The organism is Streptomyces pinistramenti (genome assembly GCF_020564935.1).
Lineage (GTDB): Bacteria > Actinomycetota > Actinomycetes > Streptomycetales > Streptomycetaceae > Streptomyces > Streptomyces pinistramenti.
Window position 1 is genome coordinate 44,324 of record NZ_JAJCXB010000012.1, and the last position, 19,749, is coordinate 64,072.

Sequence of the window (19,749 nt, forward strand, 5' to 3'; positions counted from 1 at the left end):
CGTGCGAAGCACCTCGCCCGCCGGGCTCGTACGGTCGGCCGGGTGGTTGCCTACTCGGCCCCGCCCGGCTGCCGGTGCGTTTCCACCGACGGCAGGGCCGTCAGCCGCGGCAACAGCTGGGCGGTGAGCAGGGTGGAGAGCGCCGAGGTGTCGGTGCCCGCGCCGTCGGTGCGGACGACGACCGGCTGCGGGGCCTTGCCGGCGAGGATCGCGCCGACCTCCAGGCGCCGGCGGGCCAGTTCGTACTGGAGCACCGCACGGTTGTCGCGGTACGCCTGCGCGAGGCGCTGCTGCGCGCGGGCCTCGTTCTCGGCGGAGATCAGCCCGCTGCGGCCGCGGGTCTCGATCTCGAAGCGGACCTTCTGCGCGTTGGTCTCCTGCTCCTCCAGAAGCTGGGCGACCGCCTCGCGGGCCTTGTTCAGCGCGGCCTTCACCTCGACGATGCGCGCGTCCCGCACCTTCTTGGCCCGCTCGATGTCCATCTGCAGGCTGTCGATCCGCCGCTTGCGCGTCAGCCCCCACTCCTGCTCGTACGCGGCCCGCTCCTTGGCCACCCGCTCACGGGTCGCCAGGTGCTGCTGGTACTGGGTGGGCAGCTGGACATCGGGGATGTTGGAGCCGGTGATGCGCACGCCGTAGCGGGAGAGCTGACGGTTGAGGAGGTCCTGCATGTCGGCGACGTCCGAGCCGCGCAGGTCGTAGGCGCTCTCGGTCCGCACCTGCCGGCCGCGCTGGCGGATGGCGTCCTGCACCGCGCTGGAGAGCACCAGGTCGAAGTTGCCCGCCCCGATGGCGCGGACGAACAGCACCGCGTCGGTGATCCGGAACTTCAGGAAGAACTCGATCGAGCGGAGCGGCACGTTCTCCCGGGTGGGGCAGGCCACCACCGGTGCCGAGTACGGGATTTCGGTGGCGGTGTCCACCACGAAGTCCACCCGCGACCACGGGTGCCACAGGTAGTGCCGGCCGGGGTCCAGGGTGCGGGTCACCGCGCCGTAGCGGGTGAGGACGCCGTTGGTGCCCTGTTCGATCTCGGCGATGGAGGAGCGCCACCACCACAGCAGGCCGGCCAGGATCAGGAGGGCACCGCAGACGTAGCCGACCGCGGCGAGGGCGCCGTAGGCGATGCCGCTGATGCCGCCGGTGTCCCGGAGCGTCAGCATCACGCCGGTCAGCAGCGCGAACACCCCGAGCCACAGCAGCAGCATCCACCACAGCCTGCGCCGATGGCGGGGAATGATCACCGGGATCAGCTTGCCGGCCTCGCCACCGCGGAGCAGCTGGCGGATCTCGCTCCAGGGCGCCACCTCCTCGGAGATGACCGACCTGTGCTGACGTGTCGTGCTCACTGCGCGTCCCCCTCGGCTGCGTCGGTGTCCTCGGCCGCGGTGTGCCCGGACGTGGTCTCTGTGCCCGCGTCCGCGGCGGCGGGTACGGTCGGCCGTTCCGCCTCCAGGAGCGCGGCGATCTCCTGCTCACGCCCCGCGATCCGGCCGGAGACGTCGGCGAGCCGTGCGCGCACGGCGGCCATGTCCTCGGCCGAGAACAGCTCGGTGCCCCGCTCGCCGACCAACTCCCGGGCGAGCGCCAGGAAGTCGACACCGGCGGCGCCGTCGGCTCCGGACGAGCCGCCGATCCGCACCAGCCGCGGCAGATGGTCCGCGACCTCCTCCAGCGTGTCCAGGACCTGCTGCTGGTAGCGGTACTCCAGGATTTCCGGCGCCTCGGCCGCCGTCACCGCGCGGATGTCCAGCGCCTGCGCCTCCAGCAGCGCCGCGTTGGCCTTCGCCTCCGACTCGGCCTGCACATACCGCTGCCGGGCCAGTGCCTCGGCGCGGTTGGTCTCCCGCTCCTCGGCGGTGTCCATCTGCGCCTGGTACTGCGCGATGTCCGCCATGATCGCGGAGAGCGTCTCCTGGCGGGACGCCAACTCCTTGGTCAGGTCGCCCTCGTCCTGCTCCTTGCGCAGGTGCAGTGCGTACTCATGGGTGTAGGCGTCCTTGGCGACCCGCACCATCTCCGGCGCCGCCAGGTCCATGCGGTAACCGCGGTCGGACGGCTCGGCGTGGGTGATGTTGGCGTTGGTCAGCTCCACCGCAGGCCGGAACTGCTGGTTCAGCTGCTCAAGGAGACGGCCGGTGTCCTCGCCCACCATGTCGTAGATCCCCGCGGCCTCCTGCTCGTAGATGAGGCTGCGGATGGTCTCGCTGACCGCGTTGCTCAGCTTCTCCTCGAAGCCGCGCACCGCACCCAGCGTGTAGACGAACTCCACCGGGTCGCTGATCCGGAACTGGATGAACAGGTCGATGGACGCCTTCACCCCGCCCTTGGTCGGCGCCTCGCGCACCGGGGCGTTGAACGGGTACTCGCGCGTCGTGTTGATGATGTACGACACCCGCTTCCACGGGTTCAGCAGGATGACCCGGCCGGGACCGACCACCTGCTCCAGCTTCCCGAAGCGGGTGATCAGCGCCTGGCAGCCGTCCGGCACCATCACCATGCCCTGCCGCCACCACACGAAGGCGACGGCCGCGAGCGACAGCACCCAGTAGTGGATGCCGAAGAGCGGATCGGTGATCACGTCGCCGCCGGCCGCCGCGACGATCGCGCTCGCGACCACGCCGATCACCAGCAGCAGCAACACCGGCAGCATGCTCAGGAACGAACGGCCGCGCGGAATGACCATCGGGCAGATCGCGTGGACCTGCCGCCCGTCCTCGCGCCGCTGCTCGCTGCGGTTGAGCACCTCCCGCGCCTCGTCCAGCGGCACGGTCTGCTGCGTCATCACCGTGTCGATGCTGCCGCCCTGCTCCCGGGCGGCGGGAAAGTCGGCGGGGTCCATGCCCTCGCTGTGCGCCTCCCCGGCCTCCCCGGCACGCTTCGCCGCTCCGGACGCACCGGCCGCGGCCGCCTCCTCCGTCGCACGGCCCGCATCGAGCCCGCTCCGGCGCCGCAGCTCATCCTCCGCGGCCCCGCGCAGGTCCGCGCCACCGGATACCGCCCGCGTGATTCTCCGCGCGCTCTGACTCCCTGCCACAAATCCCCCTTGTTCTCGCACTGTGCATACGGGCTGCGCATACAGCCCCCTCCATCCCATCGCATCGCCCGGGGGAGGCGTGGGGCGGGTGGGGCGCGAGGCACCATCCGGCCCGCGAGGGGCGGGCAGGGACGAAGCCGCTCGTTCAGGCGGCCCGGGAGATGATCTCCATCTCGACCCGGTCCGGGTGGGCCATCGCGCTGAGGGCTTCCTTGGGCACGCGGCCCGGTATGGGGCGCAGGGTGTAGCGGCGCAGGATCGTCGCGAGGAGGATGGTGGCCTCGGCCCAGGAGAACGCGTCGCCGATGCACTTGCGGTTGCCCGAGCCGAAGGGGACGAAGCCCTCGCGCGGGACCTCGGCCTTGCGCTCCGGCAGCCAACGGTCCGGGTCGAAGCGGTCCGGGTCGGTGTAGAGCGCGGGGTCGCGGTGCAGAGCGTAGAGGGAGAAGGCCACTTCCGTGTCGGCGGGGACGGTGAAGCCGCCCAGTTCCACCGGCTCGGTCGTCCGGCGCATCAGCAGCGTCACACCGTGCAGGCGGATTGTCTCGTCCAGGACGCGCTTGATGCCTTCGAGCCGGGGTACCTGCTCCATGGTCACGGGTCCGTCACCGACGATCTCGTCGACCTCGGCGAGCAGTTGGCGCTCGACCTCGGGGTGATTGCCGATCGCGTGGAGCGCCCAGGACACCGTAGAGGCGGTGGTCTCCGTGCCGGCGAAGAGGATGGTGACGAGTTCGTCGCGGACCTCTTCGTCGCTCAGCGCCTCGCCGGTGTCGGCGTCGCGCGCGCTCATCAGCAAGGAGAGCAGGTCGCCCTGGTCGGCCTGGCCGGAGCTGCGGGTGGTGGCGATCACCTCGTCGATGACCTGGCGCAGGCTCAGGGCCGCCGCGTCGAAGTCACGGTTGCGCCGGATCGGCAGCTTGTCGAATGCCTTGGGGGAGGCGGCGCGCAGCAGCATGTTCTTGAGGATCACGGGGAGGTTGTGCCGTACCGCCTCGACGGCCGGCCGGCCGATGTCCGACGAGAACATGGTCTCGGCCAGCGTTTCGATCGCGTAGTCGGCCATCACCTGCTCCACGGCGATCCGCTGCCCGTGTGTCCAGGAGCCGGTGAGTTCCCTGGCACGCCTGCTCATTGTCCGGGTGTAGTCCTCGATCCGGGCGTGATGGAACATCGGCTGCATCAGGCGGCGGTGCTTGCGGTGGACCGGACCGCTTGCGGTCGCCAGACCGTCCCCGACCAGCGGCCGCACCCGCTCATAGAGCCGGCCCTTGGCCATGCTGCGGGCCCGGGTCACGGTGACCTCGTGCACCATCTCGGCGCTGGTGGCGAAGTAGACAGGGAGCTTGGTGCCCAGGTCGACGCGGACGAGATCGCCACTCTTGCGCAGGGACCGCAGGAAACCGAAGGGGTTGCGAGCAAGCGCCAGCGTGTGCCCGAGCAGGGGCAGAGCGCCGGGCGCACGCGGTACCGCGTGGAGGTCGGTGGTCACGGCGGGTCCTTTCGTCAGACCGGCAGCGCGGTGCGCGCGGGGGCGAGGGCGGTCCGGTGTGGTGCCGCCGCCGGGTCCGGCAGCAGGTCCCACCAGGGCGCGATGACGGGGATGTCCAGGGGCTCGGGGCTGTCGTCGCTGGGGAATTCGCTGAGGGTGGTCGGCAGGCCCGCGGGGTCGTCCGGGGTGGTGTAGCGCAGGGAGGTGATTCCCCAGTCCTGGGCGCCGCGGATGTAGGCGCTGAGGCTGCGCAGGTACTGGCGCAGTTGTGGGCTCGCGTGCTGTTCGAGGTGGGTGCGCAGCCGCAGGAACAGCGTCATGACGCGGTCCCGCTGGCCGATCGCGCAGGTCAGCGCCTGCTGCGGGCTCAGCCCGTCCTCGTCCTGCAGGACCCGGAGGATGTTGAGGTAGTAGTCGTCGTCGGAGCGGCTTTCCTTGTGGTGGGAGAAGATGTCGTTGTCCCACACGATGATGAAGGACGCCATGTCGGCCGCCGCGCGGACCAGTGCGTCATCGCGCTCGTGCGGCTGGAGTTCGTAGCCGTACCCCATCTCCAGGAGGGGCAGCACGACGGTGGTCGCCCCGTTGTACAGGCGCATCAGGGTGTAGTCGTTCACCTCGGGGACGCGGCCCTCGACGCGGTAATGGGCCTCCCAGGACACGCTGAAGACGTATTCGCGCAGCGCGTCTATCCAGCGCGCCACCTGCGCCGGTGTCCCGTAGAGCGTCATCCGCGACTGGAGGTCGCGCAGCCCGTGGGCCAGCGGGTCGTCGAGGAGCATGGGGGCATCGGGCAGCTGGGCCACCCGCAGCAGACGGTGCGTGGCGGCTATCAGGTCGCCGGGCCGCCGGCCGAGATCGCCCTCCTCGCAGTAGCCGTCGTCGACGGCGAACAGCCAGAGCACGAAGTCGGCGAGGAGGCCGACGACTTCCTCCCGGCCCTCGGGAAGTATCCGGGAGGCGAAGGTGCCGATGCTGTGGGTCACCAGACGGCTGCGGAGTTCGGGGGAGCCGATGTCCAGCCGGTGCGCCCAGGCCGTGGTCCGCTCCTCGATGGCCTCGTGCCGCGGATGGATGGCGGCCGGGATCGGCGCATACGTCGGCGGAACGCGCAGTGCCTCCACTGCGATCACCTCTCAGTCCTCGTGCGGCAGTCCCGGCCCGACGCCGGTGTCGGCCACCAGGAATGCCGACGGCACTCCGTGAGTGATCAACTAACGCGCATAGTACGCACTGCCCACGGCCGAACCAATAGGCCCTTCACCTGCGGCTGCCCGCGAAAGCGCCGCCACCGAAGGAGCGGTGGCGGCGCCCACGGCACGAGTCCGGCGCTACTTGCCGAGCAGTGAACGCCACCAACCGCCGCTGCCCGAAGGGCCGGTGACGCCCGCGGCCGGGGCCGCGACGGATGCCGCCGGAGCGCCGGCCGGGGCCTGCGAGGCCGTGTCCGCGGCTGCCGTACGGGCCCGCGCAGCGGTGAACCGCGCGGGCTCCTTCGTAGCAGCGGGGCGCCCCGGCGCGAACTGCACCGGCAGACTCACCACCCGGCGCGAGAAGCCCTCGTTCCGCCACACCGGCTGCGCCCCGTCCTGAAGCTGCAGGTCTTTCAGCATGCCGAGCAGCACGTCGACGCCGGTGTCTGCGATGGCACGGCCGAGGTCAGCGCCCGGACACTCGTGCGGGCCGCCGCTGAAGGCCAGATGTGCGCGGTTGCCGTGCACCGGGTCGAACAGGTCGGGCCTGATCTCCGGGTCGGTGTTGGCGGCCGCCAGGCCGAGCAGCAGCATGTCGCCCGCCTTGATCCGCCGGCCACCCAGCTCGGTGTCCGTCGTCGCCCACCGGCCGGGGACGATGGGGAGCGGCGGCATGTCCCACATCACCTGCTCCAGCGCGTCGGGCAGCGTCATCTGACCACCTGAGAGGTGCCCGCGGAACCGCCGGTCGGTCAGCACCACCGACAGCACGTTCCCGATGAGGTTGCTGGTTCCCTCGTTCGCGGCGACCAGCACCAGCCGCAAGTGTTCCACGACCTCATCGGTGGTCAGCGCCGATGTGTGGCCGATGAGCGCGGCGGTGAAGTCGTTGGCGTAGCCGGTCTCCTGCTTGGTGGCCACCAACTGCTGGAGGCACTCCATGATGAAGAGGTTGCTCGCCTGTGCGTTCGCGGTGCCCTTCATCAGGTCGAGCACTGCGTCGGCGAGCTTGGGGCCGACTTCTTCCGGCAGGCCGAACAGTTTGGACAGGACGAGCATCGGCAGGCGCTCGGCGAACCCGTCGATCAGGTCGGCCCGGCCGGCGGCGGCGAAGCCGCCAACCAACTGCTGGGTGTACCGGGTGATGTACCGCCGGACCCCGCGGCGGTCCAGGCTGCCCAGGCTGTCGACGACGGCGGTGCGCAACCGCTGGTGCGGTTCACCGTCCACGAAGACGCACACCGGCTGCGGCTCGATCAGCGGCCGGATCGGTGAATCCTTGGCGACGTGCCCGTCCTTGAACATCGTCCAGATACCGGAGTCGCGGGAGAAACGGTGCGGGCTGTGCATCACCTCGCGGTTCTCCGCGTACCCCAGGACGAGCCAGGCCGGCAGGTTCCCCGGCAGCAGCACGGGCGCGACCTGGCCGTGTTCGGCACGAAGCCGCGCGTACAGCTCCGAGGGCTCCTCGTCCAGGTCCGGGCCGAAGAGGTGGTGTGCTCCGCCGTCCGCGTGGGCGGGGCAGGCCGGAGGCGGTACGAGCCCTGGAGCATTGCCGGCGTGCTGTGGGGTGGTCACGGTTTCTCCGTTGTGTCGTGGAAGGTTGACGCGGTGTGAACCAACAGGATCCCAGCCGGGCCGCGTTCGCGGTTCCGCCCCGACCTGCACGGGCCACCGGCGGCCGGGCGGTGCACCGGGACACCCTCACCCGCGTCACCCGCCCGGCCGCCTCAGGCGTCGTAAGGAGGCGGACGCCGGACGTCCGAGTAACAGGAGGCGGCAGAGGCATCAGGGACCGCAGGGCCGAACGGGGCGAAGGAGACCGCGTGGCCCGCCGCCGCGCGCAGGACCGGGAGCTGTACGCGGGCCGTGGCCTCAGGCGTCAGATCCACCGAACGCGGCCTTTCTCCGTCACAGTCACATCGATCCCACCACAGCTGTGGGAACACCCCAGGGCTGTGATCCGATCCCCAGATTATCAGCCACTCAGCCCACCCTCGACGACTTACCTTCATCAGGTCACGGCCCCGGCGCGCCGCTCCCAACGACTCGCCAACCCCTGTGTACGGCAGTCAAGATGACCGGCTCCGACCGGTCAGCGGAGGGCGGCAAACGACGCCCCCTCGCTGATGCGTCCTGCCTCCCCGGCGCGACAGCTCAACCCGCCATCTCACGCCATGTCAGTTCACCGGCAGCCCAGGCGACGTCTTGCACAGCCAGACCAGGAAGACTGTGGCAAGGCCGCGCTCATACGCTCTCGACCGAGCCCGTGAAACCCCTCGACGCCGAAGCACTCGCAGCGGCCGCGACCGCCCTCTCCTCCTGCCCGTACCTCTCGGCGATGAGGAAGGCGAGATCCATGGACTGGCCACGGCTCAGCCTCGGGTCGCAGGCGGTCTCGTACCGTGACCGGAGATCGTCGTGCCCGATGCCGTCGCCGCCGCCCACGCATTCGGTGACCGGCTCGCCGGTGAGTTCCAGATGGACGCCACCGGGATGCGTGCCCAGGCCGCGGTGCACCTCGAAGAAGCCGGTCACCTCGTCCGCGATGGTGTCGAAGTGGCGGGTCTTGTGGCCGTCGGGGGCGGTGTAGGTGTTGCCGTGCATCGGGTCGCACACCCATGCCACCAGGGCTCCGCTGCGGCGTACCGCCTCGATGAGCGGGGGCAGGGCGTCGCGGACGCGGTCGCTGCCCATGCGGATGATGAACGTGAGCCGGCCCGGCTCGCGGTGCGGATCGAGGCGGTCGATCAGCGCCAGGGCGTCCTCGGGGCGGGTGGCAGGACCCAGCTTGACGCCGATGGGGTTGCGGATCCGGGCGGCGTACTCGATGTGGGCGCCGTCCGCCCGGCGGGTGCGCTCGCCGATCCACACCATGTGCCCGGACCCCGCGTACCGGTGCCCGGTGGCCGGGTCCACCCGGGTGAGCGCCGACTCGTAGTCGAGGAGCAGTGCCTCGTGGCTGACGAAGAACGGCGGCGCGGGCCGCGCGGGCCGCTCCAGTCCGTAGGCACGCGCCAGGGCGAGCGCGGTCTCCACCTCGCCGACCAGCCGCTCGTACCGTTCCCCGACCGGTGAACGCAGCACGAACTCCCGGTTCCTGGCCTGGACCTGGCCCAGCTCGGGGTGTCCGGCGGCGGTGAGGCTGCGCACCAGATTGAGGGTCGCGGCCGAGCACTGGTACATCAGGCCCAGCCGGCGCGGGTCCGGCGTGCGGGCCTCGGTGGTGAACTCGTTGCCGTTGACGCAGTCCCCCCGGTAGGAGGGGAGCGTGATCCCGTTCCTGGTCTCCGTCGGGCTGCTGCGCGGCTTTCCGTACTGACCGGCGATCCGCCCCACGGTGACGACCGGCGACGAGGAGCCGTACGCGATCACCAGCGCCATCTGCGCCAGCGTCTCCAGCTTGTCATTGACGGCCTGCGCCCCCACGCCGGCGAAGGTTTCGGCGCAGTCGCCTCCCTGGAGCAGGAAGGCGTCACCCTTCGCCACCTCCGCGAGCCGGGATCGGAGGGCGTCGCTCTCACGCGGTCTGACCAGCGGCGGCAGGGCGGACAGGTGCGCGAGAACGTCACGCAGGGCATCCGGGTCGGGCCATTCCGGCTGCTGGTCGGCCGGCAGATTCCGCCAAGACGCGTGTGCGTCAGGGCTGTTCGTGAAGGTGTCCATGGAATGTTCGACCCCGCGTTCAGACGTGGTGCGCGGACGGGCGGTGAGGGTGCGAGGGCCTCTGCTTCCGGTCACGTCGGCCCCGTGAGCAGGCGTGATCCGAACGAGAGGCCCTAGACGATCAGGGCGGCTGCCGACCCCGCTGTCCGAGCGGTGTCGGATGCGGGATGGGAGCCCAGAGAACGCAACTCGGGCAGCCGCGCGAGCAGTTCCTCGGTGACGGTACGCACCAGGGGTTGCGCCGCGTGCCCGGCGCAGTCGATGAGCACCGTGACGGAGCCTTCGGGCCCGGCGGCCGTGACGTGGGTGCGGTGGGGGAGGAGCGGACGGCGGCCCGCGCCGCCGAAGACCTCCTCGATGCGGGCACGGACAGCGTCCGGATCGCCCGCGACGCGGCCCAGCAAGGTGGTGCGGTGGACAGCGGCGGACTGCGGCCGGCCGGGCGAGCCGGAGACGAGGACGAAGCGGGTGGAGGCGCCTTCGTGGTCCTGGATGCCGTGGGCGAGGCCGGTCAGCGCGTAGGTGAGGGCCGCGGTGTGCGGTGCGACGGCCGCGTCGTACCGCCCCTCGCTCACCTGCTGGGCGCCCGCCGCGTTGGACGCCGCCGGCACCCAGCGCGCCCACGGCAGCCGGTCCGCCAGCCATCGGCGTACCTGCGGACGCGCATGGGGATGGCCCGCGACGGTGCGAATGTCCTCCGCGGAGGTGCCCGCACGTACCAGGAGCGAGAAGACCACGGACAGCCGAACTTCCTGACGGATCGTCAGTGGTTCTCCGGCGGCCAGCGCATCGACCGTGCCGGGGACCGGACCGCTGACGGTGTTGTCCAGCGGCACCACGGCCGCGTCCGCCTCCTGGCGGCGTACCGCGTCCAGGGCCTGGGCCGCCGATGGTTTCGGCAGCAGACGAGCGCCGGCCGATTCCGAGATGCTGCGCGCCGCGATCTCGGTGAACGTTCCCTCGGGCCCGAGATAGGAAATGCCGGACAGGCGGGCGGAATCGCGGTGGACGCGGCCCTCGTGCGGCATATCCCCGAGGGACGGGATTCCGGCGGCGGCCGCCGAAGCGTGCGTACCCACGGTCGTTGGAGCCATCAGGGAAACCCCGCCTCTCGACACGGAAATGGGAGGGAGAAAAAGGTGCGTGGCCTGGTTGTTCCGCCACGACGACGCTCTGCCTCGGCGGCGGTTACGGTGAATCGGCGGCCTTTTCCAGAGTGCGGACGTACAAGAGGTCCCAACAGTCGACCGATGGACCTGTAGGCAATCGCCTACTTCCCGGGAACTAGGCCGGTTCGCCGATCCGCGGGCAGCGGGCGAGCAGGTGCGGACCCGGTGAGCCATAGCCCGGAAGTATTAGACGGACCGTTGTACGCCTTAAGGCCAACTACCGTGCGCTGGGCCTGACCTAGATGCTGGAGCTACTCATTCCGGTGCCTGCCGCTCATGGCTGCACGGTCCCGGACGTATCACGGCCGTCCGATAGCAATCAGGTACAACCTGGAGGAAACATGACAGTCGAGACAGCCAGCTCACTGCTTGTTGTCGGAGACCGATTCGTGGACTTCGCGCGTGCCGTGGGCGCCACGACATTCTCCGAACTCGTTCATACTCTGGACAACGGGGATCACGACAGCCCCAGCGCGACGCTGACCGTCCACGCCGGTCAGGGGATTGACGACTACGCCGTGGCCTATCTGCGCGACGCCGCCGAGCGCCGTGGCCTCAAGATCGACGTGGAACCGGCCGGCCGTGACGCCGAGTTGGTCGGACGCCAGCACGTCCACAAGGCACGCCAGGACAACGTGCTCATATCCACCCTGGTGCGGCTCGGCGCCGATGAGTTCGAAGCGGATCTGCGCCTCCACGACCACAACGAACTGCTCGTTGACGTCCAGGACCGGGTGCACGTCCAGGGAATGGTGGCGGTCGAGGCGAGCCGGCAGATGTTTCTCGCCGTCATCGAGGACCATTTCCTGTCCGCGTGGCCGCAGCAGCGCTACTACATCGTGATCAACGAGATGAACACCAAATTCGGGAACTTCCTGTTCCCGGTCGCGGCCAAGGTCCGTCTGCGGGTGGACAGCGTCGATGCATCCGATTCCGCCCGGATTCCCCTGCAGGTGACCGTGACGATCGAGCAGGCCGGCCGGCCCGCCGCCACGACCACGGTCGACCTGGCGGCCTTCGCCCCCGGCGTGGTCGACGGCAAGGAGATCCGGCGTGCCAAGCAGGCGGCCGACTTCGTCACGGCGACCACCGATGCCTGAAGCCGACGCGGACGTGATCGCGCCGAGCGCGGCGGCGGAGATTCGCCGCCGCCGGGAAGCCATCGACGACCTCGACGGCCGGATCATCGGCTTGCTGGAGGAGCGGCGCCGCACTTCAAGTGAAATCCAGCAGATACGCAAGGGCAGCGGCGGGGCGGGACTGGACCGTTCGCGGGAGGAGATCGTCCTCGCTCGCTACGGCGACGCCCTGGCGGACGAGGGCCGGCACGTGGCGTCGGCGGTCCTGTCGCTGTGCAGGGGCCAGCTGCCGCAGCCCGGTCCTTCGGCCGCCTGATATCGGACAACGGGACGAGAGGAACAGTGCGTTGGCCCGCATTTACGAAATCGATGGCATCGCACCACGGGTGCACCCGACCGCTTTCGTTCACCCCGACGCGGTGCTCATCGGCAATGTCGCCGTGGGCCCCGACTGCTACATCGCACCTCTGGCGAGCCTGCGCGGTGATTTCGGGGAGATCAGAATCGAGGCGGGCGCCAACATCCAGGATGCTTGCGTGGTGCACTGCTTCCCGGGCACCACCACCGTGGTGGAAGAGGACGGGCACGTCGGGCACGGCTCGGTGCTCCACGGCTGCCGGATCGGCCGCGGAGCGCTGATCGGCATGAAATCTGTGATTATGGACGGCGCCACGATCGGTGAACTGGCGTTTGTCGGCGCGAACAGCTTCGTGAAATCCGGATACGAGGTGACCGCACGGCACCTGGCGGTCGGCAGCCCGGCGCGGATCCAGCGTGAACTCACCGAGGAAGAGCTGTCCTGGAAAGCCAATGGGACGCGCCTCTACCAGGAACTCAGCCGCCGCTCACGCGAGAGCCTCCGCGAGACGGAGCCACGGAGCTGGGACGAGACGGATTCCGGGCCAGGTGACCTTCGGGTATTCGACGCGGTGGTCTCCGGTGGCACGCCGGCCCATGTGCCCCTCCAGCAGCACCGCGCGGCGACGTCCACCACACCGCCCGCCACGAGCGGAGAGAAGAAATGACCGGAAGCCCCTGACTTCCGGACATTCCGAATCCCTCCCGGCACCCGCCCTCTTGGGCCGCCTGTCAGAATGACGACGGGTGGTCCAAGAGTGCGTTGCGACGCCGTTTTCCGAAGCGCCCATGACACGCCGGCGCCAGCTCCGCACACTCGGCGCCGGCGAACGGAAAGTTACGCCGATGATTCCGGCGTGCGTCCTCCACTTTTCACGGTCGCCAAGGATGCGTAACTTTTATCGCGTGAACCGCCATGGCCGGTTGAGCTGGGGTACATTTGAGCCTTGCGCAAGCAATCCTCGGAAGGATTGCAGTTCGTTGCGAGGCACTGGAATTCAATTCCACATCCGAGTCCAAGCCCGAGTACGCGTGGGTGCAGTGAGCGTCCAGGTGTGCTCACGCGATGGATCGATCCCGTCCGCGAATCCCGTTGTTCCCTTCGCGGGCGCATGGTTGGAGCCGGCCCCGATGGCGTGGTCGGTCTTACGTCTCAAGCATGGCTTGCGGTAACAGTTCTCAGGAGATGACGGACGTCATGCCTACCCACGAGACATCTGTCCCGACAGTGCAACTTCAATGTTTCGTCAAGACCACGGTAAACGAATTGACCGCAGGAGGCGATGGAGGTCGCCCGGGCCGCAACGGGGCAGGGGGACCATTGAACGTCGTGCGTAGCTTACCGATACCCAAGACTCATGGCCGTAGCAGAAAAGATCTGACAGGGCGTGAGATCCAAGTCCTGGCCGCGATTATACAAGGAAAATCGAACCGAAGCATAGGGCGTGATCTGAGAATTTCCGAGCACACGGTCAAAGCGCACATCCGGTCGATCTTCGCGAAACTCCGGGTGGCATCGCGCACCGAGGCGGCGATGGCCGGACTGCGGCTGGGCATGGTGTCGCTGGCCTGACGGCCCAGTGGTCCGGGGCCCATGGCTCGATGGGCGGCGTGCGGGTGTTCCGCCGGACCAGGAGAGGAAAGGCGACGCGAAGGTCATGAATCCATGCTGGCCGGTGGCGGACCATAAGTCCAGTGACGGAATATCGCCAGACGTTAAGGGCAGCTGAACGCTGGAATGTCGATTCCGCCGGCCCCGCGCCACGTCCCGCAGGGCCGGCCGGCACCCCAATGCGCCAGGCCACCGCCCGTCACCCCGCCGGCCACGTCACGGTCGGGCCGCGGATAAGGAGAACCACCCGGTCCGGCGGAAATCGGCGAACTCGGCGAATCCTCTGGATGCTCGATGTGGAGTCCGCACCGGAAGGTTCACAGGGCGCACGTCGGTCCCGGGTCCGGGTCAGGATCCGGGGTCGGCATAGAGATATCGCCGTTCTGAAGCGCGAGAACCGCCGCCTGAGTGCGACTCGACACATTCATCTTGATGAATATGGACCGTATGTGGACCTTGACGGTACGTTCCGAAATCCCCAGCGCGCGGCCTATGGCCCGATTGGATAAACCGATGGCGATGCTCTGCATTACCTCGGTTTCCCGGGGTGTCAGCTGCGGGCGATCTGTCCTGTCCGCGGTCGACTGGTCTGCTGGACGCAATTCGCCGGAAGGCGGATCCCTGTCGTCGCCTGACGTCCCGTGGGGCTCGTCCTCCCACTCGCCTGGCAGCTGAGAACTCATTTTCGAACCCCTTTGCATACGCTAGCAAGCTGCTCATTCACTGTCAATGATCTTCGTGTTGCGTTCAGCACTCGGTTATCCCGATATGGTGGATCCAGGAAAGGTGCCCGAAACATTGCCGACGTGTGACGCGCCCGACCCCGCCGGATTCCTGCCGACAGCTCTCTCGTTTACCGGCCGTCCCCAGTTGTCCTCGTCTCCATGGGCGGTCTCGGCAGGCCGCGGCCCCACGCCGGCCCCCGCTGTCCCAGGTGCGTCGATATGTTTGCATCAGCCACGTCCGCCGCGCCCTTGGTGCGGAGCCCCCGTGCCGACGGTAAGACGCCCGAACCGGGACGCTCAGTTCCGCTGTCCCGACGATCAAGATCGCGAGCACCGGGACACGGTCCCGCAGCTGGTCAGCGTGGAGGCGAAGCAGCGGGGACTCGTCGGCGGAGGTGCGCCATCGCGGCGGAGACGGGCGAGACGCACAACGACCCGCGCGCACGGGCGACTTCGGTCGGTATGACCACTCGTTCGCCCCTGCGAGCCCGCCCGCCCAGCCGTGTGCCCAAGCACATTCCCCGGCGGGGCGGACCGTTCCCTCCCACCGTGCCGGCCACCGCAAGGCCCTAACCGCTGAGGGCGACCGGTTCCCTCCACGAACTGGAGGCTTGGTGCGTCCGGGCCAGTATGCCGAGCATTCCCAGGGTCGCCGGGTTCGCTTTCTCGGCGGTCACCGCGTAAATCTGCCGCGAGAATTGCGGCCGGAGGGGCTTGAGAACAACCCCGCTGGTCATTTGATCGGAGGCCATGTGGGGCACGACGGCCATGCCGAGGCCGGCCTCGACGAGACGGCTGACGGTCGTGAAGTCGTCGCTGTCGAAAACCACTCGGGGTGTGAAGCCGGCCAGTCCGCAGATGTGCGTCAGCATGCGGGAGCACAGCGGGTCGTGGTTCTGGATCCACGACTCGCCGCGTAATTCTTCGGCATTCACCGTGGGCTCGTTGGCGAGCCGGTGATCGGCGGGGAGTACGACGTGCATGACATCGCGGAGCAGCGGAACGGCGTGCAGATCGTGCAGGTCGATGACGTCCGCGAAGGCGTAGGTGAAGACGACGGCGAGGTCGACGCTTCCCGACCGCAGCAGTTCGATGCTGTGATCGGACGGGTGGCTGCGCAAGGTGAGTTCGACTTCGGGATGCATACGCCGGAAGGTGGCGATGGCCTCGGGGAGCAGGCGGGCGCTCGCGGTGGGAAAGGTCGCCATGCGCAGCCGGCCGGCCCGCAGATGGACCAGGTCGTCGAGTTCACGTTGTGCCGTGTCGAGTCTGTCCAGCAGAGCCGAGGTGTGATCGGCCAGTAGCCGTCCCGCTTCGGTGAGTTGGATTCCGCGTCGCAGCCTGATGACCAGCGGGGTTCCCGCCTGCCGTTCCAGGGCGCTGATCTGCTGGGAAACCGCCGAGGGGGTGAACGCGAGAATTTCGGCCGCCTTGGTCATCGAGCCGGCTTCGGCAACCGTGTGCAGGACGTGGAGTCGTCGGAAGTCCAGCATGTCGTCAAGTCTATTCAGAACCAGGGGCGTTGTCGTCGCCCGCGTGATCTGACGCCGTTCCCCATGCCCGCCGAAACGGACTCGACCCGGTGGCGGACTGCCCCCTGCATGAACTCCGGCGTGAACTTCCCGCTGTGCGTCCGCTCCCACTCAAAGACATCCCGCCCACTCCCTCGTGCCGTCCAGCCCAAGCGGCTGAAGCGTCGTGGCCCAGCTCGGCATACCGCCTCTTCGCAGCCGGTTGGGCAGGCATGGCGGCTCGGTGCGCCGCTTCGGGCCGTTGCGCTGTCCGGACGGATGAGAAGACTCAACTCCACGATAAGAGACGTAAACTGACTGCGGGGCATACAAATCGGCCAAGGCGTGACGATGGTCGGCGCGATTCCGCCTCGACCACGACTTCCGTTCTTGCTCCCTTCCAGGGGATTCCACCGGGATTTTGTGGCGCCGCACGGCGCCGGCCGTGACCGCTCGCGTGAGCACGTCGGCCCGGCAGTCGCCGCCGGCCTGCCCGAAGGAGGCCATCGGCCTGCCTGAAGGGAGTCGTCGCATCGAGCATCAACGCAGATCAGCGACGCTGACAATCGACCGTAAGGAGTACGCCCAACGGTCGATTGTCGTTCCCTGAGCCGGCGGCAGAAGCTGAGATCGAAAGCCGGTCGACGCTCCTCGGAGCGCGAGTGCGCAGGACCCCATGGAATGGAGAATGCGGTGGTTGAGCGGGACGAGGCGAAGAACCCGAAGTTGGGCGGAATTCAAGTTATTCGGGGCTGGGACATGTCGCCGGATTCCGATGAGTCGCCGGAAGTGCAGCGCATGGGCGGGATTTACCAGAAGTCGGCAGGGGCGCAGAATATCTGGCTCGGCAAGGTCTACACGCCGCCCGGTGTGGCCACCTCCGTCCACCATCACGGTGTTGCGGAAACCGCCGGATACGTACTGCAGGGGCAGGCACGTATGCACTACGGCGACAACCTTGAGTACCACCTCGACATGGAAGAGGGGGACTTCGTCTACGTACCGCCCCAGTTGGTGCACGTGGAGGCCAACCGGAGCGAGACCTCCGGGCTGATCGTGCTGGTGAGCAGGGTGCCGGACAACATCGTGGTGGACGTGGACTCGCCGAAGTTCACCAAGGGCGCCAACTAGCCTCACGCGTCGGCCTCAAGAATCAGCGTCAAGCGCTGCTTAAGGCTGGGGAGAATTTCGTAACTGTACTTACACGCACTCCCCCGCGAGCCTGGATGTGTCCCGATCGACGTTCACAGGAGGACCGCGTGACCACCAGGCAGGGCGCCACGGACAGAGCCATCGACGCAGGCGCTGACGGTGCCGCCGGAACCTCCGACCGACCGGGCGGGCACCGGGCCTTGACGGCCGTGATGTGCGCCTGCGTCATCCTGGTCTTCGGCATGATCAGCGCCATCAACATGGCGGTCCCCAAGCTGTCGGCCAGCGCTCTGCGGCCGTCATCGACCGAGATGCTGTGGGTGGTCGACGCCTACGCCATCGTCTTCGCCTGCCTGCTGATCCCGGCCGGCGCCATTGGGGACCGCCGCGGCCGCAAGGGCACGCTGATGGTGGGGCTCGGCCTGTTCGCGGCGGGCTGCCTGCTGTCCGCCGCGGCCCCGAACATCTCGGTCCTGCTGCTGGCCCGTGCGGTGACCGGGGCAGGCGCGGCCTTCGTGCTGCCGAACACCCTGTCACTGCTTCTCGGCGTACTCGCGGATGACCGCAAGCCCGTGGCCATCGCCACCTGGACCGCCATGAGCGGACTCGGCGGGATCATCGGCAACGCGGTCAGCGGCCTGGTCCTTCAGTTTCTGCCGTGGCAGGGCCTGTTCCTCACGGTGGTACCCGTCGCGTTGATCCTGCTGCTGCTGACGGCCAAGGTCTCGCCGCGCACCGCCACCCAGGACAGCCCGCTGGACCCGGGCGGTTCCGTCCTGCTCGCAGCCGCCTTCGTCGGGCTGCTCTACGGAGTCATCGAGGCCCCCGAACTGGGCTGGACCTCGGTCCCGGTGCTGGTGGCCCTCCTCGCGGCAGTGCTGCTGTTCGCCGCCTTCGTACGCTACGAGCTGCGCCATCCGCACCCGCTGATGGACCCCAGGGTCTTCGCCGAACCGCGGCTGCGTGCCGGGGCGTTGGGCATCGCCATGTCATTCGTCGCGGTCTTCGCACTGTTCTACGTCAACGCGCAGTACCTCCAGTACGCCAAGGGCTTCTCGCCCCTCCTGGCCGGTATCGGGGTTCTTCCGCTGTCGCTCGGCACGTTCACCACCTCCCGCAACAGCCTGATCCTGACCCGCCGCTTCGGCTCGACACCCGTCGTCACCGTGGGCCTGCTCGGCACCGCAGGAGGGCTGGTGCTGCTCGCACTGGCCACACCGCAGACCCCGTACTGGCTGTACGTGATCTACCTGCTGGTCTTCGCCGTCAGCACGGGCATGGCTGTACCGCCGCTGTCCATCGGCATCATCTCCTCGCTGCCGGCGAACCGCTCGGGACTGGGCTCCGGAATCAACAGCTCCACCCGAGAACTCGGCAGCGCGATCGGCGTCGCCGTGATCGGCACCATCCTCAGCTTCCAACTCGCCGGCCACCTGCCGCAGTCGGTACTCGCCAAGGGTGATGCCGTACGCCACTCCACCGCCAGCGCCCTCGCGGCGGCCGAGCAGGTGGGCCCCACCGAGCACGCCCAGGTCATCCGGGCGTTCACCGACGCCATGGACAACGGCTTCCTGGTGATCGCCGCGGCCGTACTGGCGACCTCGGTCCTCGTGGTCATCTGGTACCGAAAGCCGGTCACGGCAGCTCTGCCCGACGACAGTTCCGACACCCCGGCACCGTCCCAGAAGTAACGACGCGCGTGGCGTGGTCCCGCTCATCGTCACCGCGCCACTTGAACCGCCGACCGACCGGCCCACGGCTGGGCGCCCACCGCTCACACGACGGTGGGTGCCCAGCCGCGCCGCGTTGTGCGCTCGGTGGCCTGTGTGCGGAGGGAGCGGTGACCGGCGAGTCCGGGAGCGCCAAGAGGTGATCTTGGGGTCCTGACCCGGGGCTCCGCCGCCCGCGCGGCGGCGGGTCGGCGTGTACGGGCACCCGGCCGGTGGCACCACCGCTGCCGAGGCGAGGTCGGTGCTGTGGACCACGTGCACGAAGTGGACGTGGTCCGGATCGATGGCCGGGCCCCGTAACCGGCGGCCCGGCGGGGTCAGCGCGGCGCGGGGCCGTCCTTGGTGGCGGAGGGGGGAGAGGCGGCGCCGAGGTCGGCGATGGTCTTGAGGGCGCCGAGCGGATCGGTGGTCCGGGCGTTCTGCTGCTGCTTGTTCTGTTCGGTCAGGCCCTCCGTCAGGCCCAGCATGCTTTCGGTGAAGTCGCCGACCTGCTTCGCCCGCATCTCCCGGAGAGTCGACTGCGCCGCGCTGACGGCCGCGATGACCAGGTCCTCCAGCGTCTGCGGGTCGTCCGGGTCGATGACCGACGGGTCCACGCGCAGCGAGGTCAGGATCCCGTCGGGGTTCACCTTCGCGGTGACCAGGCCGCCGCCCGCGTGCCCGGTCATCTCGCTGTCCTTCATCCCGCCCAGGCCGGCCAGGCGCCCTTGAAGGTCGTGCATGCGCGCGGTGAGGGCGCTGATGTCGAATGACGGGCTGTCGGACATGGGTGGTGCTCCTCGTGCGGTGTGGAGTGGGCGCGGGCCGGGCGGCGCATGACTGACCGGACGGACCCGCGGGGGGGCTCCGGTGGGCGGCGTGCCGGCGGCCGCGCGGCATCGAGAGCGGGGCGGCACCGGTCCACGGCCATCCTCCTGCCCGGCCCGGCGCGTGCCCATGTCCCTGTTCGGGGATCTCCGCCCCTGGGTGCGGCGAAGCCGCCGGCCGGCACCGGGGCGCTCGATCCGGAGCGCCCCGGTCCTTCGG

15 protein-coding genes and 1 pseudogene are annotated in these 19,749 nt (G+C 69.0%); 6 read left to right on the plus strand and 10 right to left on the minus strand.

All coding sequences use genetic code 11. The features are described 5' to 3' along the window. Positions 1-50: 50 nt before the first annotated feature. From LIU39_RS11550 to LIU39_RS11580, 7 genes and pseudogenes are all read right to left on the minus strand, one after another. Positions 51-1,349, minus strand: a complete 1,299-nt coding sequence (locus tag LIU39_RS11550; RefSeq protein WP_227046554.1) for an SPFH domain-containing protein — start codon at positions 1,347-1,349, stop codon at positions 51-53. Continuing rightward, positions 1,346-3,037: an SPFH domain-containing protein gene (locus tag LIU39_RS11555; RefSeq protein WP_372463844.1), complete on the minus strand. Its 1,692-nt coding sequence runs from the start codon at positions 3,035-3,037 to the stop codon at positions 1,346-1,348. The genes LIU39_RS11550 and LIU39_RS11555 overlap by 4 nt, the downstream gene beginning before the upstream one ends. Positions 3,038-3,182: 145 nt before the next feature. Next, positions 3,183-4,529 carry a cytochrome P450 gene (locus LIU39_RS11560; protein ID WP_227046555.1) on the minus strand — a complete coding sequence of 449 codons (1,347 nt, stop codon included), beginning with the start codon at positions 4,527-4,529 and terminating at the stop codon, positions 3,183-3,185. A gap of 14 nt (positions 4,530-4,543) precedes the next feature. Beyond that, positions 4,544-5,662, minus strand: a complete 1,119-nt coding sequence (locus LIU39_RS11565; protein WP_227046556.1) for a selina-4(15),7(11)-diene synthase — start codon at positions 5,660-5,662, stop codon at positions 4,544-4,546. A 198-nt stretch (positions 5,663-5,860) separates the two neighbouring features. Then, positions 5,861-7,300 carry a cytochrome P450 gene (locus LIU39_RS35245; protein ID WP_227046557.1) on the minus strand — a complete coding sequence of 480 codons (1,440 nt, stop codon included), beginning with the start codon at positions 7,298-7,300 and terminating at the stop codon, positions 5,861-5,863. Between the two features lie 750 nt (positions 7,301-8,050). Beyond that, positions 8,051-9,388, minus strand: a pseudogene (locus tag LIU39_RS11575) (class II 3-deoxy-7-phosphoheptulonate synthase); the annotation flags it as partial. A gap of 113 nt (positions 9,389-9,501) precedes the next feature. After that, positions 9,502-10,482, minus strand: a complete 981-nt coding sequence (locus tag LIU39_RS11580; RefSeq protein ID WP_227046559.1) for a prephenate dehydratase domain-containing protein — start codon at positions 10,480-10,482, stop codon at positions 9,502-9,504. A gap of 416 nt (positions 10,483-10,898) precedes the next feature. Between LIU39_RS11580 and LIU39_RS11585 the strand changes: the two genes are divergently transcribed. The 4 genes from LIU39_RS11585 (at position 10,899) to LIU39_RS11600 (ending at position 13,566) form a co-directional block, all read left to right on the plus strand. Continuing rightward, positions 10,899-11,657 carry an AfsA-related hotdog domain-containing protein gene (locus LIU39_RS11585; RefSeq protein ID WP_227046560.1) on the plus strand — a complete coding sequence of 253 codons (759 nt, stop codon included), beginning with the start codon at positions 10,899-10,901 and terminating at the stop codon, positions 11,655-11,657. After that, the gene (locus LIU39_RS11590; RefSeq protein WP_227046561.1) at positions 11,650-11,952 is read left to right on the plus strand and encodes a chorismate mutase; all 303 of its coding nucleotides are present in this window, start codon (positions 11,650-11,652) and stop codon (positions 11,950-11,952) included. The genes LIU39_RS11585 and LIU39_RS11590 overlap by 8 nt, the downstream gene beginning before the upstream one ends. Before the next feature lie 31 nt (positions 11,953-11,983). Next, positions 11,984-12,661, plus strand: a complete 678-nt coding sequence (locus tag LIU39_RS11595; protein WP_227046562.1) for an acyltransferase — start codon at positions 11,984-11,986, stop codon at positions 12,659-12,661. A gap of 530 nt (positions 12,662-13,191) precedes the next feature. Then, positions 13,192-13,566 carry a response regulator transcription factor gene (locus tag LIU39_RS11600; protein ID WP_227046563.1) on the plus strand — a complete coding sequence of 125 codons (375 nt, stop codon included), beginning with the start codon at positions 13,192-13,194 and terminating at the stop codon, positions 13,564-13,566. Between the two features lie 356 nt (positions 13,567-13,922). Here the strand turns inward: LIU39_RS11600 and LIU39_RS35540 are convergent, their stop codons facing one another. Together LIU39_RS35540 and LIU39_RS11610 are read right to left on the minus strand one after the other, a co-directional pair. Continuing rightward, positions 13,923-14,306, minus strand: coding sequence for a response regulator transcription factor (locus LIU39_RS35540; RefSeq protein ID WP_372463845.1), 384 nt, complete (start codon positions 14,304-14,306; stop codon positions 13,923-13,925). A gap of 593 nt (positions 14,307-14,899) precedes the next feature. Then, the gene (locus LIU39_RS11610) at positions 14,900-15,823 is read right to left on the minus strand and encodes a LysR family transcriptional regulator (protein WP_227046565.1); all 924 of its coding nucleotides are present in this window, start codon (positions 15,821-15,823) and stop codon (positions 14,900-14,902) included. A 711-nt stretch (positions 15,824-16,534) separates the two neighbouring features. Here LIU39_RS11610 and LIU39_RS11615 point away from each other — a divergent pair. Both LIU39_RS11615 and LIU39_RS11620 read left to right on the plus strand, forming a co-directional pair. Next, positions 16,535-16,972 carry a cupin domain-containing protein gene (locus LIU39_RS11615; protein ID WP_227046566.1) on the plus strand — a complete coding sequence of 146 codons (438 nt, stop codon included), beginning with the start codon at positions 16,535-16,537 and terminating at the stop codon, positions 16,970-16,972. Between the two features lie 128 nt (positions 16,973-17,100). Further along, positions 17,101-18,684: an MFS transporter gene (locus LIU39_RS11620; protein WP_227046567.1), complete on the plus strand. Its 1,584-nt coding sequence runs from the start codon at positions 17,101-17,103 to the stop codon at positions 18,682-18,684. Positions 18,685-19,040: 356 nt separating this feature from the next. Here the strand turns inward: LIU39_RS11620 and LIU39_RS11625 are convergent, their stop codons facing one another. After that, positions 19,041-19,490 carry a YbaB/EbfC family nucleoid-associated protein gene (locus LIU39_RS11625; protein ID WP_227046568.1) on the minus strand — a complete coding sequence of 150 codons (450 nt, stop codon included), beginning with the start codon at positions 19,488-19,490 and terminating at the stop codon, positions 19,041-19,043. Between the last annotated feature and the right edge of the window lie 259 nt (positions 19,491-19,749).

Coding starts and splice junctions, on each gene's coding strand:
- LIU39_RS11580 (WP_227046559.1), bottom strand. CDS start 10,482: ATGGCTCCAACGACCGTGGGTACGCACGCTTCGGCGGCCGCCGCCGGA.
- LIU39_RS11625 (WP_227046568.1), bottom strand. CDS start 19,490: ATGTCCGACAGCCCGTCATTCGACATCAGCGCCCTCACCGCGCGCATG.
- LIU39_RS11600 (WP_227046563.1), top strand. CDS start 13,192: ATGCCTACCCACGAGACATCTGTCCCGACAGTGCAACTTCAATGTTTC.
- LIU39_RS11610 (WP_227046565.1), bottom strand. CDS start 15,823: ATGCTGGACTTCCGACGACTCCACGTCCTGCACACGGTTGCCGAAGCC.
- LIU39_RS11590 (WP_227046561.1), top strand. CDS start 11,650: ATGCCTGAAGCCGACGCGGACGTGATCGCGCCGAGCGCGGCGGCGGAG.
- LIU39_RS35540 (WP_372463845.1), bottom strand. CDS start 14,306: ATGCAAAGGGGTTCGAAAATGAGTTCTCAGCTGCCAGGCGAGTGGGAG.
- LIU39_RS11585 (WP_227046560.1), top strand. CDS start 10,899: ATGACAGTCGAGACAGCCAGCTCACTGCTTGTTGTCGGAGACCGATTC.